General features: G+C 60.9%; 13 protein-coding genes and 1 tRNA gene. 6 read left to right on the top strand and 8 right to left on the bottom strand.

Annotation, left to right across the window (positions count from 1 at the left end; translation table 11 throughout):
• Positions 1–26 precede the first annotated feature (26 nt).
• Both I3253_RS16930 and mce read right to left on the bottom strand, forming a co-directional pair.
• On the bottom strand, positions 27–317 hold the full coding sequence (locus tag I3253_RS16930) for a DUF1467 family protein (RefSeq protein ID WP_197919002.1): 291 nt from the start codon (positions 315–317) through the stop codon (positions 27–29).
• Positions 318–368: 51 nt separating this feature from the next.
• A complete protein-coding gene (gene mce, locus I3253_RS16925; protein ID WP_197919001.1) occupies positions 369–773 on the bottom strand; it encodes a methylmalonyl-CoA epimerase in 405 nt (134 codons plus the stop codon).
• Positions 774–935: 162 nt separating this feature from the next.
• Between mce and I3253_RS16920 the strand changes: the two genes are divergently transcribed.
• The gene (locus I3253_RS16920) at positions 936–1,655 is read left to right on the top strand and encodes a response regulator (protein ID WP_197919000.1); all 720 of its coding nucleotides are present in this window, start codon (positions 936–938) and stop codon (positions 1,653–1,655) included.
• 58 nt (positions 1,656–1,713) lie between these two features.
• Here the strand turns inward: I3253_RS16920 and I3253_RS16915 are convergent, their stop codons facing one another.
• The 4 genes from I3253_RS16915 to aspS form a co-directional block, all read right to left on the bottom strand.
• A complete protein-coding gene (locus tag I3253_RS16915; RefSeq protein ID WP_197918999.1) occupies positions 1,714–2,427 on the bottom strand; it encodes a GNAT family N-acetyltransferase in 714 nt (237 codons plus the stop codon).
• A gap of 75 nt (positions 2,428–2,502) precedes the next feature.
• Positions 2,503–3,741 carry a DUF1501 domain-containing protein gene (locus I3253_RS16910; RefSeq protein ID WP_197918998.1) on the bottom strand — a complete coding sequence of 413 codons (1,239 nt, stop codon included), beginning with the start codon at positions 3,739–3,741 and terminating at the stop codon, positions 2,503–2,505.
• A 14-nt stretch (positions 3,742–3,755) separates the two neighbouring features.
• Positions 3,756–5,144 (bottom strand): DUF1800 domain-containing protein, encoded by a 1,389-nt coding sequence (locus tag I3253_RS16905; protein ID WP_197918997.1) that lies wholly within the window; start codon positions 5,142–5,144, stop codon positions 3,756–3,758.
• Positions 5,145–5,320: 176 nt separating this feature from the next.
• Positions 5,321–7,225, bottom strand: coding sequence for an aspartate--tRNA ligase (gene aspS / locus I3253_RS16900; RefSeq protein ID WP_197918996.1), 1,905 nt, complete (start codon positions 7,223–7,225; stop codon positions 5,321–5,323).
• Positions 7,226–7,454: 229 nt separating this feature from the next.
• On the opposite strand from aspS, the gene I3253_RS16895 reads away from it, so the two are divergent.
• Together I3253_RS16895 and carB are read left to right on the top strand one after the other, a co-directional pair.
• On the top strand, positions 7,455–8,672 hold the full coding sequence (locus tag I3253_RS16895) for an SAM-dependent methyltransferase (RefSeq protein ID WP_197918995.1): 1,218 nt from the start codon (positions 7,455–7,457) through the stop codon (positions 8,670–8,672).
• 185 nt (positions 8,673–8,857) lie between these two features.
• Positions 8,858–12,205: a carbamoyl-phosphate synthase large subunit gene (carB, locus tag I3253_RS16890; protein WP_197918994.1), complete on the top strand. Its 3,348-nt coding sequence runs from the start codon at positions 8,858–8,860 to the stop codon at positions 12,203–12,205.
• 68 nt (positions 12,206–12,273) lie between these two features.
• On the opposite strand, the gene I3253_RS16885 is transcribed toward carB, so the two are convergent.
• The gene (locus I3253_RS16885; protein ID WP_197918993.1) at positions 12,274–13,134 is read right to left on the bottom strand and encodes a cation diffusion facilitator family transporter; all 861 of its coding nucleotides are present in this window, start codon (positions 13,132–13,134) and stop codon (positions 12,274–12,276) included.
• A gap of 345 nt (positions 13,135–13,479) precedes the next feature.
• Here I3253_RS16885 and I3253_RS16880 point away from each other — a divergent pair, with 345 nt between their 5' ends.
• Complete coding sequence (locus I3253_RS16880; RefSeq protein WP_197918992.1) at positions 13,480–13,923, top strand: hypothetical protein; 444 nt, start codon at positions 13,480–13,482, stop codon at positions 13,921–13,923.
• A 244-nt stretch (positions 13,924–14,167) separates the two neighbouring features.
• Here the strand turns inward: I3253_RS16880 and I3253_RS16875 are convergent, their stop codons facing one another.
• A complete protein-coding gene (locus tag I3253_RS16875) occupies positions 14,168–15,403 on the bottom strand; it encodes an acyl-CoA dehydrogenase family protein (protein WP_197919067.1) in 1,236 nt (411 codons plus the stop codon).
• 173 nt (positions 15,404–15,576) lie between these two features.
• Here I3253_RS16875 and I3253_RS16870 point away from each other — a divergent pair.
• A tRNA-Gln gene (locus tag I3253_RS16870) sits at positions 15,577–15,651 on the top strand.
• A 235-nt stretch (positions 15,652–15,886) separates the two neighbouring features.
• Positions 15,887–16,735 (top strand): hypothetical protein, encoded by an 849-nt coding sequence (locus tag I3253_RS16865; RefSeq protein ID WP_197918991.1) that lies wholly within the window; start codon positions 15,887–15,889, stop codon positions 16,733–16,735.
• Positions 16,736–16,809 lie beyond the last annotated feature (74 nt).

Here is a 16,809-nt window from a genome sequence, read left to right as displayed (position 1 = left end):
CCGGGCGCGGGACCGGGGCGGACAGCTTAGCCGCCGGTCTCGGTCGGCGCCGGTCCCATCCGGTTGAACCAGTCGAAATCACGCACCGTGATCGCGCCGGTCGTGATGATCCAGAAAAGAATCAACCACATCACAGCAGCGGCCAGTGTCGTGATCTTGGCCTTGAGCTTCAGATTGTGATGCTCTGGCGCTCCGGCATGTGTGCCGGGCACCACTTCGCCCACATCGCCCTGCGTTTGCAGGCGGATCGGGATAACGATCAGATAGGTCAGGAACCACAGAACCGCGTATAGAACTATCGCCGAAGTGATCGACATGGAGCCTCCAATGACAAGCGGGCGAAGAAACGGCCACCCGGGTCCGATATGCTATACCTGCTCCAGCTCTACAAGGCAGCCATTGAAATCCTTTGGATGCAGGAACAGCACCGGCTTGCCATGCGCCCCGATCTTGGGATCACCATTGCCCAGAACCCGCGCGCCGGTTTCCTTCAGGTGATCGCGCGCCGCTATGATATCCTCGACCTCATAACAGACATGGTGAATGCCCCCCGACGGGTTCTTGTCCAGAAAGCCCTGGATCGGGCTGTTTTCTCCCAAAGGATACAGGAGTTCGATCTTGGTGTTGGGCAGTTCGATGAATACCACCGTGACTCCATGATCCGGCTCGTCCTGCGGCGCGCCCACCTTGGCGCCCAGCGCGCTGCGATACTGTTCCGAAGCGGCTTCAAGATCAGGCACGGCAATGGCCACATGGTTCAAACGTCCAATCATGTCGGGTTCCTTTCGCTGGTGTCTCGAGTCCGCCCCGTTATGGGCGCGCGCGCCACCCCGCGCAAGCGCCAGAGCGTCGCGGCAGGTTTAACGTTTCGTTAGGCAAGGACACGTTAGGCTCAACCGATCGCGCCCCGGATGCGAAACGGAAAGGAGCCTGCCATGGATGACCGCTCGCCATTCACCCCCCTCAACGCGCCCACCCAACAACGCCCCCTGTTGGGCATGACCATACTTGTGGTCGAAGACAGCCGCTTCGCCTGCGATGCGCTGCGCCTGCTGTGCCTGCGCTCGGGCGCGCGCATCCGGCGCGCGGATTGCCTTGCCTCCGCTCGGCGCCATTTGCAGATATACCGCCCAACCGTGGCGATCATCGACCTTGGCCTGCCTGACGGTTCCGGGACCGATCTCATCGCCGAACTGTCCCACGCCAATCCACGGGTCGAGGTTGTTCTGGGCATGTCCGGCGATGACATGGCGGATGCGCTGGCGATCGCTGCTGGCGCCGACGGCTTTCTTGCAAAACCTATCCAAAGCCTTGCGATGTTTCAGGAAACCATCCTGTCGCACTTGCCTTCCGAAAAATGCCCTGCCGGCCCGCGCATCGTCACAGAGGAAAGGATCACCCCCGATCCCGTGGCCTATCGCGACGATCTGCTTCATGCCGCCGATACGCTCCAGGATGCCGACGGCGAAGAAACCACCATCGACTATGTGGCACAGTTCCTCGGCGGGCTGGCCCGCAGCGCCGAAGACCGCCCGCTGCTGGACGTGATCGACGCGATCCGCAATGCCCGCAAGGCGGGGCGGATGCCGGTGGGTGATGTCGCCCGGCTCAACGGACTTGTGCGCGAAAGACTGGCGCGCGCAGCAACATTCTAGCGAAATCCAAGCGGTTCTACGACACTTTCCGACACCCGCACCGCCCCTCGATCCAGCGTCAAAGGGTTGGGTCATCCGCAACCCGGACCAATCCGGTCAGATCGCTCAACCTTTCCGCCTGCCGCCCGGCATCGTCGAAGTTCCGGGGCGACAGCCACACACCATATGCTTGCTTCAATGCCGGCCATTCCTTGTCAATGGCGGCAAACCAGGCCGTATCGCGGTTGCGCCCCTTGTAGACAAGCGCCTGACGGAATACGCCCTCATAACTGAGGCCAAGCCTTTGCGCCGCCCGGCGCGACCCGACATTCAACGCATCGCATTTCCATTCGTAGCGGCGATACCCGGCCTCGAAGGCCCATTGCATCATAAGATACATGGCTTCGGTCGCAGCCCGGCTGCCCTGTATCACCGGTGCAAAATTGATATGACCCACCTCGATGGAACCGGCTTCGGGGGTAATGCGCAGGTAAGACGCCACCCCCGCAAAGCTGCGCGCCTCTTTCGAATAAATCGCATAAAACAGATGCGCCGGGTTGGCCACGATGTCCTTCACCCAACGGTGATACTGCGCCGCCGAATGAAACGGCCCGTAAGGCAGGTAATCCCATACCCGGTCGTCGGCCTGATAGGCCCGGTACAGCAACGCCGCATGTTTCCCGGCCTCCAAAGGCTCTAGTCGGCAATACGCCCCTTCAAGACTATCCCCGCGCGGCGAGGGCGGCGGCGTCCAGCCCGGTACCGGCGCGCCCAGCGGCCTTTTGTCATCCATTCGATCCGTTCCCCCAGCCTGCATCAGGATGAGTGACACAATCACGTCGCCAGGGAAAGCCCGACCGACCGCCGATCAGAGCAGAAGGCCCGGATCGCCACCCAACGTCATACCCGGAAATACCACCCGCTCCAGATATCCCTTGTCGATGCCAAAGCTCGACCGGATCGCCCACCCGGCCCAGCGGCGCACATCATCCATCGGCATCAGATCGCGGCGTTGGTACAAATCCGCCTCGTCCAGCCCCGGCCATTGGCCATGAACCGTGCCGCCACGCAATGCGCCGCCCGCCAACAGCATCATTCCGCCGGTTCCGTGATCCGTCCCCTGGGTTCCGTTCTCGCGCACCGTGCGCCCGAACTCCGTCACGGCAACGACCGTTGTTCGGCCCCAGTTCACGGCGCCCAGGCCATCCCGCAACGCTGTCAGCGTATCCGCCAGGCTTCGCATGGGTCCGTTCAATGTATTTCTCTGTTTGCGATGCGAATCCCATCCTCCGATCGAGAAACAGGCAATGCGCGCATCGGCGGCAAGCTGCCGGGCTGCGAACTCGGCAACCTGCACATGGCGTTTTCCCGCCCTTGCCCCGGCAGGCTGCGTGTCATCGGCCAACGCCTGCATCATTTCGCCGTCTGCCGCTTCAAAAATTGCCGCGTCGCCGTCGCTCTCGGCCAGAACGACCGCCTCACGCAACGCCGCAGCCATGTCCGGGTCGCCCTCGTACATTCCCTGCATCAACGCCAGCCCGGGGGCGCTCAGCACCATGTCGACCTCGGGTGTCCAACTGGAAACCGGCGCCGCACCGCGACTTAGCAACATGGGGTCGATCCCGATCGCATAGGCCGTCCGCGCGTCCACGCCATCCATCCCCTGCAACAACCGGTTCAACCACCCGTCTCGGGCACCGCCCTGCCCAAGCCCCGGTGTCCCGGCCTCCAGAATGTCCTGGCCGTCGAAATGGCTGCGCTTGTCACGATAGGGTGTCGAAACCGCCTGTACAAAGCCCAATTCCCCGGCCCGCCACATCGGCACCAACGGTGACAGAGCCGGATGCAGGCCATGCATGTCATTCAGCATCAGGTCATCCGGCCTGTCCGCCGCAAGATTTGGCCGCAGCGCGGCAAAACCGGCATCCCCCCAAGGGCGCAACAAATCCAGCCCGTCCAGACCGCCGCGCAATACGATTACCACAAGCCGGTTTTCACCGGCTGTCGCCGCCAGGCTCACCGGCGTTACCAGGGGGCTGGCCGCCAGCGAACACCCCAAAGCCATGCCACGCGTCAGAAATCTCCGCCTCGACAATCCGTTGTCCATCCGGTTTCCTCCAGTCAATGGCGCTGAAAAGCGGGAGACATCAGCACTAGCGCGATCCCTTCCACCCTGTTCTCGGCAGCGCGCGCCGCAAATGTCACGCTCGAAGGCACCTCACCACCCAGCGCATCCGTCACGAATGCCCGCGGATCCGGCAGTGGATCAGACAACACCGCCGGCGCGCTCAGCGCCCATTGCAGGCGCGCGGCCAGCCCCTGTGGCGAAAGCCACTGCGAGTCCTCTTCCGGCCAGCCCTGTGGCCCCGGCGGTCGTTCCCACGGTTGCCCCATCAAGGTCAGGGGAGCCAGCAGATAACGGCGAAAGTCGCGCGGTCGCCAAGAGTCGCCCAATTCCGGCGCTATCGCCAGCGCCCTGAACCCCGAAGCGACGAAATCAACCGGACGCTTGACGTTCCCCAGATCGCTGCGCCAGGCATCATCGTGGGACAGCATCGCACCATAGACCGCCGCAAGATCCCCGTTTGTGTCCAGGTAAACAGATGTCATTGCCGCCACCAGTGGCTCGGGCGGGGTGTCCGCCACGAAATGGCGCGCCAGCTTGGTACTCAGGTGGCGCGCCGTCACCGGATGACGTGCCAAATCCCGCAGCACGGCATGAATATCCTCAAGCGAGCCATCCGCGCCGCCATAGCGCTTGCCCAGAACCGTTTCCGCCCCCGGTTCCGACCGGCTTTCCAAATAGCGAAATCCCTTTCGATAATTCCACGACAGGCCTGTAAAAAGTTCCGCCAACTGGCGAACGTCATCCTGGGAATACGGGCCGCCCACACCCAAAGTGTGCAACTCCAGCACTTCCCGTGCCAGATTCTCGTTCAGGCCGGTCGTCCCGCCCTTTTTTTGCGCAAACGCGCTGTTGGGACCGACGGACCTGTGCTGATCTAGAAACAGAAGCATGAAAGGATGCGTCGCGGCGGCGATCAGCAGATCCTCGAACTTGCGCGCCAAATTTGGCCGGATCGCCTCTTCGACATAGGTTGACCCAAGCAACTTGTACAACCGCCCTTTGCCGTAGGCCGCGAAATGATCAAACCAGAAAAATGCGAGCCGTTCACGAAACCCGTCTCTTGTCCAGGTACACCGCATCATAGCCTGCCACGCCCATTCCAGATTGCGCCGTCGCATGGATTGCATCAATTGCTTGGCTTCTTCGCGCACACCCGCCGACTCGCCCCCGGCGTCGTCCAGCCGCCGCCGCTCGCGGTTCAGCGCGGTGTAGGTTTCAAAAGTGTCACGGAACGTGTCGAACCGCGCGACAGGAAACTCCAGCGCCGCCGCGTCAGGCTCTTTCAACCGCGCAATCATGGCATCGACGGCTTGCGGCCGGGGCACCTTGGGCGACAACCCGCACCCAAACCGGGTTTCAGCCATTACCGGATCAAAACTCACGCACCACACTCCCCGTTCACATCAGGCAATTCCCTGTCTGCAAATATAGGACAGTCAACGGCGAACTTCGCAAAAAAAACGAGCGGCGCGGCACTGTTCGGTCAAATCTTGCCGACTCCGAACCAAAAAGGGCCGCCTCTGCGCGGGCGGCCCTTGATCCTGGCATCTGGCGAAAGTCACTCTTGCGGGATCACCCGCAGCCCCAGCTCCATCAGCTGATCACTTGTGGGATCGCTGGGCGCGTTCATCATCAGGTCTTCGGCACGCTGGTTCATCGGGAACATCATTACTTCGCGGATGTTCTGCTGGTCGGCCAGCAACATGACGATCCGGTCGACGCCGGCGGCACAGCCACCATGCGGAGGCGCGCCGTATTTGAATGCGTTGACCATGCCGCCGAACCGCTTGCGCACTTCGTCCTCGCCGTATCCGGCCAGATCGAACGCCTTGAACATGATCTCGGGCTTGTGGTTCCGGATTGCCCCCGACACCAGCTCATAGCCGTTGCACGCCAGATCATACTGATAGCCGCGCACCGCCAGCGGATCGCCTTCCAGCGCCGCCATGCCCCCCTGGGGCATCGAGAACGGGTTGTGGTCGAAATCCAGCTCGCCGGTTTCCTCGTCCTGCTGGTAGATCGGGAAATCCACGATCCAGGCAAAGGCGAAACGGTTTTCGTCCAGCAGCCCCAGTTCCTTGCCGATCACATCGCGCGCCCGGCCTGCAACGCCTTCGAATGCCTTGGGCTTGCCAACTAGGAAGAAGGCTGCATCACCGACATCCAGCCCGAGCTCCTTCCGAATCTCCTCACATTTTTCCTGACCAAGTTTGTTGGCAATTGGACCAGCGGCCTCGTAGGCATTGGGATTTGCCGCCAACCAAGCTTCGCGGCGTTCAATAGCTTGTTTGAACGTATGCATTTCCATAGCATCGCCCATTTCGTGGAATTGCACGTAACCGAGTTCTTCCAATGACGGTACAGTCGACCGCCACCAAATGTACCCCATGCCAGGCAGACCTTCCGACCTTGCAAATTTGTCCATTCGGTCGCAGAACTTGCGCCCGACCGGTTCTCCGCGCGGCCCCTTGGGCGCAGGAATCGCACGCACCTCAGTGCCTTCCTGCTCCAGAATCTTAGCAAAGAGAGAAAACTCGCCACCCCGGAAATGCTCCGATACATCCTGCATCCTGATCGGGTTGCGCAGGTCGGGCTTGTCGGTGCCATACCACTTCGCGGCGTCGGCATAGGAAATCTGCGGCCACGCTTGATCCACCTTGCGCCCGCCGCCAAACTCTTCGAAAACGCCTTTCAGCACGGGCTGGATCGTGTCGAACACATCCTGCTGGGTGACAAAGCTCATTTCCATGTCAAGCTGATAGAAATCCGTGGGCGACCGGTCGGCGCGCGGGTCTTCGTCGCGAAAACACGGCGCGATCTGGAAATACTTGTCAAAACCCGCAACCATCATCAACTGCTTGAACTGCTGCGGCGCCTGCGGAAGCGCATAAAACTTGCCCGGATGCAGGCGGCTCGGCACCAGAAAATCCCGCGCGCCTTCGGGGGAAGAAGCGGTAATGATCGGCGTCTGATACTCGCGGAACCCCTGGTCCCACATGCGTTTGCGCATCGAGGCAACAACATCCGAGCGCAGCTTCATGTTCTCCTGCATCTGTTCGCGGCGCAGATCCAGAAAGCGGTATTTCAGGCGGGTTTCTTCCGGGTATTCCTGATCCCCGAACACCATCAGCGGCAATTCGTCGGCGGCCCCCAGAACCTCAAGATCCCGGACATAGACCTCGATCTCGCCGGTGGGCAGCTTGGTATTGATCAGGCTTTCGTCGCGCGCCTTCACATTGCCGTCAATGCGGATACACCATTCGCTGCGCACCTTTTCCATCGCGGCGAAAACCGGGCTGTCGGGATCGCACAGAACCTGCGTGATGCCGTAATGGTCGCGCAGATCGACGAACAGAACCCCGCCATGGTCGCGGATGCGGTGCACCCAGCCGGACAGGCGGACAGTGTCACCCACATGGGATTTGTTCAGTTCGGCGCAGGTATGGCTGCGATAGGCGTGCATGGTAGCTCCCTCGCGAAGGGTCAGAGTGATGAAGTCGCGCCGATACACCCCTTACAGCCAGCAATGTCAAGCAAAGTCGCCGCGACGACGCCCCGATCGGCAAATTCTTTACAGACGCACAATCCGCGCTAAACTCCCGCGCGAAAACTCATGCACAGGCCACGCTTGTGGGGCCTGCGGGCCGCAATACGCGCACATGGCGGGCCCGGCACAAACCGGAGGCACACGGATGTGGAACTCATCCGTATGGGAGAACTGGCTCGACCGCATTCTGCGCGATCTGGTGCGATTGGGCACCCTGCGAACAACCTACCCGTCCGGCCGTACGGAAAGCTATGGAACGGGTGCGCCGGTGGTCCCGATCACACTGGACGATCCGGCGCTGCCGCGTCGGCTGATCCTGAACCCGGACCTGGCATTGGGCGAGGCTTACATGGACGGGACCCTGCGGATCGGCCAGGACGACCTGTATGGCTTGCTAAGCCTGATCCTGACCAATCTCGGCCCGCACCGGACCCTGCGACAACACCGTCCCATCGATTTCCTGCGCCGCCTGGCTCGTGGCGTTCTCCAGTTCAACCCGATCCCCCGCGCCCAACGCAACGTCGCCCATCACTATGATCTTTCCGGAGATCTGTATGACCTGTTCCTGGACGACGACCGCCAATATTCCTGTGCCTATTTCAAGACACCACAAGACAGCCTCGAACATGCGCAGACGCAGAAAAAGGCACATATCGCGCGCAAGCTGCTTCTGAAACCGGGGATGAGTGTGCTGGATATCGGGTGCGGTTGGGGCGGGCTGGCGCTGACACTGGCGCGCGATCACGGGGTAAATGTCGTCGGTGTTACCCTGTCGCGCGAACAATACGCCGTGGCATCGCGCCGCGCACAGGAACAGGGCCTCGCCAACCAGGTTGAATTCCGCCTTCAGGATTACCGCCATGTCCCCGAACAGTATGACAGGATCGTCTCCGTCGGCATGTTCGAACATGTCGGCGCCCCTCATTTCCGCACCTTCTTTCGTGGCCTGAACAAAAGGCTGCGCCGCGATGGCATAGCGCTGCTGCACACCATCGGCCGGTCCGGCCCACCCAGCGTCACCAGCCCCTGGATCAACAAGTACATCTTTCCCGGCGGCTATGTTCCGGCCCTGTCCGAAACCGCCAGCGCGATCGAACAGGAACGGCTGCGGATAACCGATGTCGAGGTCCTGCGCCTGCACTACGCCCAAACCCTCAAACACTGGCACGATCGTTTCATGACCAATATCGATGCAGCCAGCGCGCTTTATGACGCCCGGTTCTGCCGAATGTGGCGGTTTTACCTCGTGGCGTCTGAATTGACATTCCGCCTGCGCGATCAAGTGGTGTTCCAGATCCAGCTCAGCCACGATCAGACCGCCGTCCCCCTGACGCGGGATTACCTCTACCCACACGGCACCTGAGCGGTCACCGCGTCCCGCGTGATCCTGCGGCACCTTGCTCCTGCCGCGCCTGAAGGATGTTTTTTCCGACAACCGATCCTGCCCCTGACCCCCCTTGCACCTTGGGCCGCGATGTCTATAACCCACGACAATTTGCGCATCCGGGCGACTCCCCTTCCGATCGCCCGCCCAAGCCGAGGTCCGCCATGCCCAAAAGAACCGACATTTCCTCGATCATGATCATTGGCGCCGGCCCCATCGTGATCGGACAGGCCTGCGAATTCGATTACTCTGGCGCCCAGGCCTGCAAGGCGCTGCGCGAAGAAGGGTACCGCGTGATCCTCGTCAATTCGAACCCGGCCACGATCATGACCGACCCGGGCCTGGCGGACGCCACCTATATCGAGCCCATCACCCCCGAGGTTGTGGCCAAGATCATCGAGAAAGAGCGCCCCGACGCGCTGCTTCCGACGATGGGCGGGCAGACCGGGCTGAACACCTCGCTTGCGCTCGAAGAGATGGGTGTGCTGGAAAAGTACGGCGTCGAAATGATCGGCGCCAAGCGTGACGCGATCGAAATGGCCGAAGACCGCAAGCTGTTCCGCGAAGCCATGGACCGCCTTGGCATCGAGAACCCGCGCGCCGCGATCGTCACCGCCCCAAAAAAAGCCGACGGCTCTGCCGATCTCGAAGAAGGGGTGCGACTTGCGCTGGAAGAACTGGAAGGCATCGGCCTGCCCGCCATCATCCGCCCCGCTTTCACCCTTGGCGGCACCGGCGGCGGCGTGGCCTATAACCGCGAGGACTATATCCATTTCTGCCGTTCGGGCATGGATGCGTCCCCGGTCAACCAGATCCTCGTTGATGAAAGCCTGCTGGGCTGGAAAGAATACGAGATGGAGGTTGTGCGCGACAAGGCCGACAACGCGATCATCGTCTGCTCCATCGAAAACGTCGATCCGATGGGTGTGCATACCGGGGATTCGATCACCGTGGCCCCGGCGCTCACGCTGACCGACAAGGAATACCAGATCATGCGCAACCACTCGATCTCGGTCCTGCGCGAGATCGGCGTCGAAACCGGCGGCTCCAACGTGCAATGGGCGGTAAACCCCGCCGACGGGCGCATGGTGGTGATCGAAATGAACCCGCGTGTCAGCCGCTCGTCGGCGCTTGCTTCCAAGGCGACGGGCTTTCCCATTGCCAAGATCGCCGCGAAACTGGCGGTGGGTTTCACGCTGGACGAGCTGGACAACGACATCACCAAGGTCACGCCCGCGAGCTTCGAGCCGACCATCGATTATGTCGTGACCAAGATCCCGAAATTCGCCTTCGAGAAATTCCCCGGCTCCGAACCTTACCTGACCACGGCCATGAAATCCGTGGGCGAGGCCATGGCCATCGGCCGTACCATCCACGAATCCCTGCAAAAGGCGCTGGCGTCCATGGAATCCGGCCTCACCGGCTTTGACGAGGTCGAGATCGAAGGCGCCCCCGACAAGGCCGCCGTGATCAAGGCGATCAGCCAGCAGACCCCGGACCGGATGCGCACCATCGCCCAGGCGATGCGCCACGGTCTGAGCGACGACGAAATCAATGCCGTGACCCATTTCGACCCGTGGTTCCTGGCCCGGATCCGCGAGATTGTCGCGGCCGAGGAAGACATCCGCGCCAACGGCCTGCCCGCCGATGCCGAAGGTCTGCGCCAGCTCAAGATGCTGGGCTTCACCGATGCCCGCCTTGCCAGGCTGACCGGCTACAAGGAACGCGACGTGCGCAACCGCCGTATCCATGCAGGCGTCACCGCCGTGTTCAAGCGCATCGACACCTGTGCCGCCGAATTCGAGGCCCAGACACCCTATATGTACTCCACCTACGAAGCCCCGATGATGGGCGACGTGGAATGCGAAGCCCGCCCTTCGGACAAGAAAAAGGTCGTCATCCTGGGCGGTGGGCCCAACCGGATCGGGCAAGGGATCGAGTTTGATTATTGCTGCTGTCACGCCTGTTTCGCGCTGTCGGATGTCGGTTACGAAACCATCATGATCAACTGCAACCCGGAAACCGTGTCCACCGACTATGACACGTCGGACCGCCTGTATTTCGAGCCGCTGACCTTTGAACACGTCATGGAAATCCTGCGCGTGGAACTTGAAAACGGCACCCTTCACGGCGTCATCGTTCAGTTTGGTGGTCAGACCCCGCTGAAACTCGCCAACGCGCTGCATGACGAAGGCATCCCGATTCTGGGCACCACCCCCGACGCGATCGATCTGGCCGAAGACCGGGAACGCTTTCAGGCGCTGGTCAACGAGCTGAACCTAAAACAACCCCTGAACGGTATCGCCTCCACCGATGCCGCCGCGCTCAGGATCGCCGAGGATATCGGCTTTCCGCTGGTGATCCGTCCCTCCTATGTGCTGGGCGGGCGCGCCATGGAAATCGTGCGCGACATGGCGCAGCTGGAACGCTACATCAAAGAAGCCGTGGTGGTTTCGGGCGACAGCCCCGTGCTGCTTGACAGCTACCTCTCGGGCGCGACGGAACTGGATGTCGATGCACTTTGTGACGGTGAAAACGTGCATATCGCGGGCATCATGCAGCATATCGAAGAGGCCGGCGTCCATTCCGGCGACAGCGCCTGCTCGCTGCCGCCCTACTCGCTTGCCGCCGACACGATCGAAAAGATCAAACTTCAAACCGTGGCGCTGGCCAGGGCATTGAACGTCGTGGGCCTGATGAACGTGCAATTCGCCGTCAAGGCAAACGCACAGGGCGAGGACGAAATCTTTCTGATCGAGGTCAACCCGCGCGCCTCGCGCACCGTGCCATTCGTGGCCAAGGCCACCGACAGCGCCATCGCCTCCATCGCCGCGCGCCTGATGGCGGGCGAACCGCTCTCGAACTTCCCCGAACGTCCGCCCTATGCCGAAGGCACCGACATCTCGACACCGCAACCCATCGCCGATCAGATGACGCTGGCCGATCCCAACATGCCGTGGTTCTCGGTCAAGGAAGCGGTCATGCCCTTCAACCGCTTTCCCGGTGTCGATACCATTCTGGGCCCGGAAATGCGCTCCACGGGCGAAGTCATGGGCTGGGACCGCTCTTTCGCGCGCGCCTTCCTCAAGGCCCAGATGGGGGCCGGCATGGTCCTGCCCAATTCGGGCAAGGTGTTCGTCTCGATCAAGGACGAAGACAAGACACCCGAGATGCTGGAAGCCGCGCAGATCCTTCTGGGCCTCGGATTCACCCTGGTCGCCACGCGCGGCACACAAGGCTGGCTAAGCGAAAACGGCGCAGCCTGCGACCTGGTCAACAAGGTTTACGAAGGCCGCCCCAACGTGGTCGACCTGTTGAAAAACGGCGATGTCGTGCTTGTCATGAACACCACCGAAGGCTCTCAGGCCGTGTCGGACAGCCGCGAAATCCGCGCAGTGGCCCTGTTTGACAGGATCCCCTATTTCACCACCGCCGCCGCCGCCCACGCCGCCGCGCGGGCCATGAAGGCACGCGAAGAAGGTGAAATCGAGGTGCGCTCGCTGCAAGGCTGAGCGCACACCATCGCCACCCCAAGACGCGAAGGCCCGGACAACATCCGGGCCTTCCGTCGTTTGCGGCCTCAAACCAGTTCGCTTTCCGGCTCGACATGCACCGTGGTACGGGCCGCCGGCAGCGCGTGCTCCACGGCCGCCTCGATCCGGTCACAGATGTCATGGGCCGCGCCAACACTCATGGCTTTTGGCACCACCAGATGCAACTCGACAAACACCACCGGCCCCGACCGGCGCGCGCGCAGATCATGCACCTGCAACGCGTCCTTCGACGCCTGGGAAACAGCCGCTTCAATAGCCTGCAACTCAGCGTCATTGACCGATCCGTCCATCAGCCCGTCCACCGATTCCTTCAGCAACCCCCACCCTTCACGCAGGATATTGAGCGCCACCAGAATCGCCAGGATCGGATCAAGGATCAGCCAGCCGGTCGCCAGCGCCAGAAACAGCCCCACCACAACCCCTACCGAGGTCAGGACATCCGTCAGAATGTGGCGCGCGCTGGCCACCAGCGCCGGAGACCGGTTCGCCCGCCCGACCCGTATCAGCACCATGGCCCATGCGCCATTCATCGCCGCGGCCACCATGTTGATCACGATGCCGGCCATGGGCGCTTCGCTCAGGGACGGATCCGGCAAGGCCGCAATCGCCTCGCGCAACACCAGCGCCGCCGCCAGCAGGATCATCGCCCCTTCGGCAACCGCCGAGAGATATTCGGCCTTGCTATGGCCGAACGGGTGGCCGTCATCCGCAGGTTTGGCGGACAACCGCACCGCATAGAATGCAATCATCGCCGCCACGACATTGACGATGGATTCGAGCGCATCCGAAAGCAATGCCACCGATCCGGTCCATTGCCAGGCGAGCAGCTTCAGCAGGAACACAACAATCGCCACCGGGATCGACCAAAGGGCAAATTTGTGGGGCATCGGGCCTCCTGCGGCGGTGCATCACCCGGGCGGGTTCAGAAATTGCCTGTCTTGTCACATGCCCGCGACACGGGTTGGACGCGAAGTACACATGTCTTTGCAACAACTCAAGGGGCGCGGCGCGATGTCTGCCGGGCCATCGCGGTGGGCATCAAAATGCGGCCATGTGTCCTGGGCGCACGCGCCAACCATGTCATCTCGGCATTCGTCGCTATCGCGAAACGCCCCGAAATGACCCGCCAAACGAACCGCTCATGCAAATCCTCTGTCATTCTTGACCAAAGTCGCGTTTTCCTGCCCGGATATCTGCTACCGTTCTGGCAAATCACCTGCTGGAGTCTTCCTATGAAATCCCTTGGCCTCGCCATTCTGTTCATGTTTGCCGCCACGGCCTCTTTCGCCAGACCGGCAACCTGCCGGTCCTGGCAGGGCATGGAGGTGCCCTATCTGGGCGACATAACGCTTGAAACCGTGGGTGGCGCCACACAAACCCCGAGCGGGCGCAGCCTGATCGTAATCAACCCCGAACGCCTGATGACCTTTCCACCATTGGCACGCGATTTCTTTCTTGCCCATGAATGTGGTCACACCGCGCTGATTCCCGAGTACAACACCGAGGCCGAAGCCAACTGTTTTGCCATGCGTCGCCTGCGCAAGAAACTGGTTCGCACACCCGCGGAAATGCAGCAGTTGCAGGACGATCTGCGCGCGCTGCCCGCCAATGCCTGGCCGGATCACGCCCCCGACGCCGACAGCATTGACGCCCTGGCAAACTGCGCCGACGAGTAATCGCCTTGACGCGCCCGCCCCACCCGCGCGACTGTGACCCGGAAGACCAGCAAAAAAGCACGAGCCGACCGGGACATACAAACATGCGCAACGCGATTCTCTTGGGCACACTCCTGACACTCGCCGCCTGCGGCGGAATACCTCTGATTCCCATCATATGAAACCGGGGGCCGCACCCGCTGCCCCCGCCATTTCATACCGACGCGATACCGACGTAAAACCGACGCAATACCGATGCCGGTTTTTATACCTTTTGCTGGGTGTATTTCTTCAGCTCCTTACGCGCCACCTGCCGGCGATGCACGGCGTCCGGCCCGTCCGCAAGACGCAACGTACGCACCTGCGTCCAGGCGATTGCCAAAGGCGTGTCCTGGGATATCCCTGTGCCCCCGTGCATCTGCACCGCCTCGTCGATCACCTTCAGCGCCACGTTCGGCGCCACCACCTTGATCTGACTGATCCACGGCGCCGCAGCCCGTGCATCGCCCTGGTCCATGATCCACGCCGTCTTGAGACATAACAGCCGCGCCTGCTCGATCTCCATACGACAATTTGCGATAATATCGTAATTGGCCCCAAGATGTGCCAACGGCTTGCCAAATGCCTCGCGATCCAGCGCCCGTCGGCACATGCGCTCCAGCGCTGCTTCGGCCTGCCCGATGGCCCTCATGCAATGGTGAATCCGCCCTGGTCCCAACCGGCCCTGAGCGATCTCGAATCCGCGCCCTTCGCCCAGAAGGATGTTCTCCCTTGGCACGCGCACATTGGTGAATTTGACGTGCATATGGCCATGGGGTGCATCGTCGTGGCCATACACCATCATCGGCCGAAGGATCTCTATTCCCGGCGTGTCTGCGGGCACCACGATCATCGATTGCCGATTGTGCACCGGCAGATCCTCGCCACCGGTCTTGACCATCACGATATAGACCTTGCAGCGCGGATCCCCCGCGCCCGACGACCAGTACTTTTCACCGTTGAGCACGAAATCGCCGCCGTCCGCCACGCAACTCATTGAAATATTTGTCGCATCCGAACTGGCAACATCCGGTTCGGTCATCAGATATGCCGACCGAATATCTCCATTCAACAGCGGTTTCAGCCACTGCTCCTTCATGGCCTCGCTACCATAGCGTTCGAACACTTCCATGTTCCCGGTGTCGGGCGCCGAACAGTTGAAAACCTCCGCGCCCAGCGGCGTTTTTCCCATTTCCTCCGCAAAATAGGCATATTCAACTGTCGTCAGCCCCTTGCCGCGTGTGCTGTCGGTCAGCCAGAAGTTCCACAACCCGCGCGCGCGGGCCTTGGCCTTCAATCCCTCCAGAATATCCGCCTGACGCCCGGTGTAAGCCCACCGATCGCCCTTGGCGATCTCGGCATGGTATTCTTCCTCGACGGGCATCACCTCGCTGCGGATCATATCCTTGACCTGCTCCAGAAGCGTTTCGACCTCGGGCCTCATTCCCAGAAACATGTGCAGTCCTCCCAAACAAAGTGTCTTGCCCCAGCATGCCCATGGGCCGTTCACGATGTCTATCGCGATGCCTGTAAGTGACGCGGGGTCCTGTAGATATTATGTCCCTAATTTTTGCCCAAAAGTGCAATCTTGGTCTTGCACACGCCCCCACGAGCCTTTATCCAGCCGCTCACTGTTGGGGTGTAGCCAAGTGGTAAGGCAGCGGTTTTTGGTACCGTGTATCGTAGGTTCGAATCCTACCACCCCAGCCATCTCTCTCTAGAGCAGCAGAACAAGCAGTCAGGCACCCCGAGGGTCCTGAGAATGCCCCTGTTTATGCCCCACCTAGGGGAACTCCTTTCCTAGGACATTCACCCCCATTAATAGGTATAAGTAATGGAGAAGATGACTTAGAGAGAGAAGAGAAGAACCTGAGTAGGGAACCTTGGAAGGGGGATACCCCCGCCAGAGAACCCTAAGCAGAACTCCCCGATAAGAGGCCCGAGAATGACTGACAATAACATGAACCCTTGGCACTCCAGGCCCATAGACGTGCATCGGTGGTCAGACCATCCAGAGGTTAAGGAGCTGGTGGATAAGATCTGGGATGGGTTCTTGGGGGAGAAGATTGCTGAGAAGACCAGAGGGCCGAAGCCAAGGATGGGGTTTAGGAAGCAGCTGAGGGTGGTGATCCTGGACTTGTATGTGGCTTGGTTGGATGATCCTCGACTGAGTATCGGTGTCTCGATGTCAGTCAATTCATGGGACACCAACTCCAGATACAATGCTCTGCACATCTCCAAGAAGATCATTCCCATTATAAAGGAATTGCACGAGGCTGGTCTGATCGACCTGAAGAAAGGCAGCTATGGCGGTCCCGGCGTGAAGTGGAACCGAACCACCCGCATTAGGGCCTCTGAGAAGCTCCAGGATTGGTTCGCCAAGGCCAAGTTCGACAGGGATGACATTGGTCGGGCGGAAGGCGAAGAGATCGTTGTCCTGAAGAACGATAACAGAAAGCAGATCGAGTACGAGGACACGCCTGAGACCCACCGCTGGCGGGAGGAACTTCAGGCATACAATGACCTGATTGCCAATTCCTTCATCGACCTACCGTCACTCCAGGAACCCATACTGGGGATCAGCAAGGACCTCCCACCGGGGGCCACTGGTGACATCGATGAGTCCCGGATTATCCGTGTTGGGGACCACAACAAGCGAACCCGCCGTATCTTCAGCCGGAACAGTTGGGACAAGCATGGCCGGTTCTATGGCGGCTGGTGGCAGCAGATTGACAGTGAGTGGCGGTCAAGGATCACGATCGACAACGAACCAGTTATCGAAGCTGACTACTGAAGTGGTCCCGGTTTTTCGGACAGCTCAGCGGCTGATCTAAGGTGTATCCGGGTTGGTTTTCATGCCGCCAATTT

The organism is Thiosulfatihalobacter marinus (assembly GCF_016019955.1).
Classification (GTDB): domain Bacteria; phylum Pseudomonadota; class Alphaproteobacteria; order Rhodobacterales; family Rhodobacteraceae; genus Shimia; species Shimia marinus_A.
Note: the sequence above shows the minus strand (reverse complement) of the source record. Positions and strands in the feature narration are given on the sequence as shown.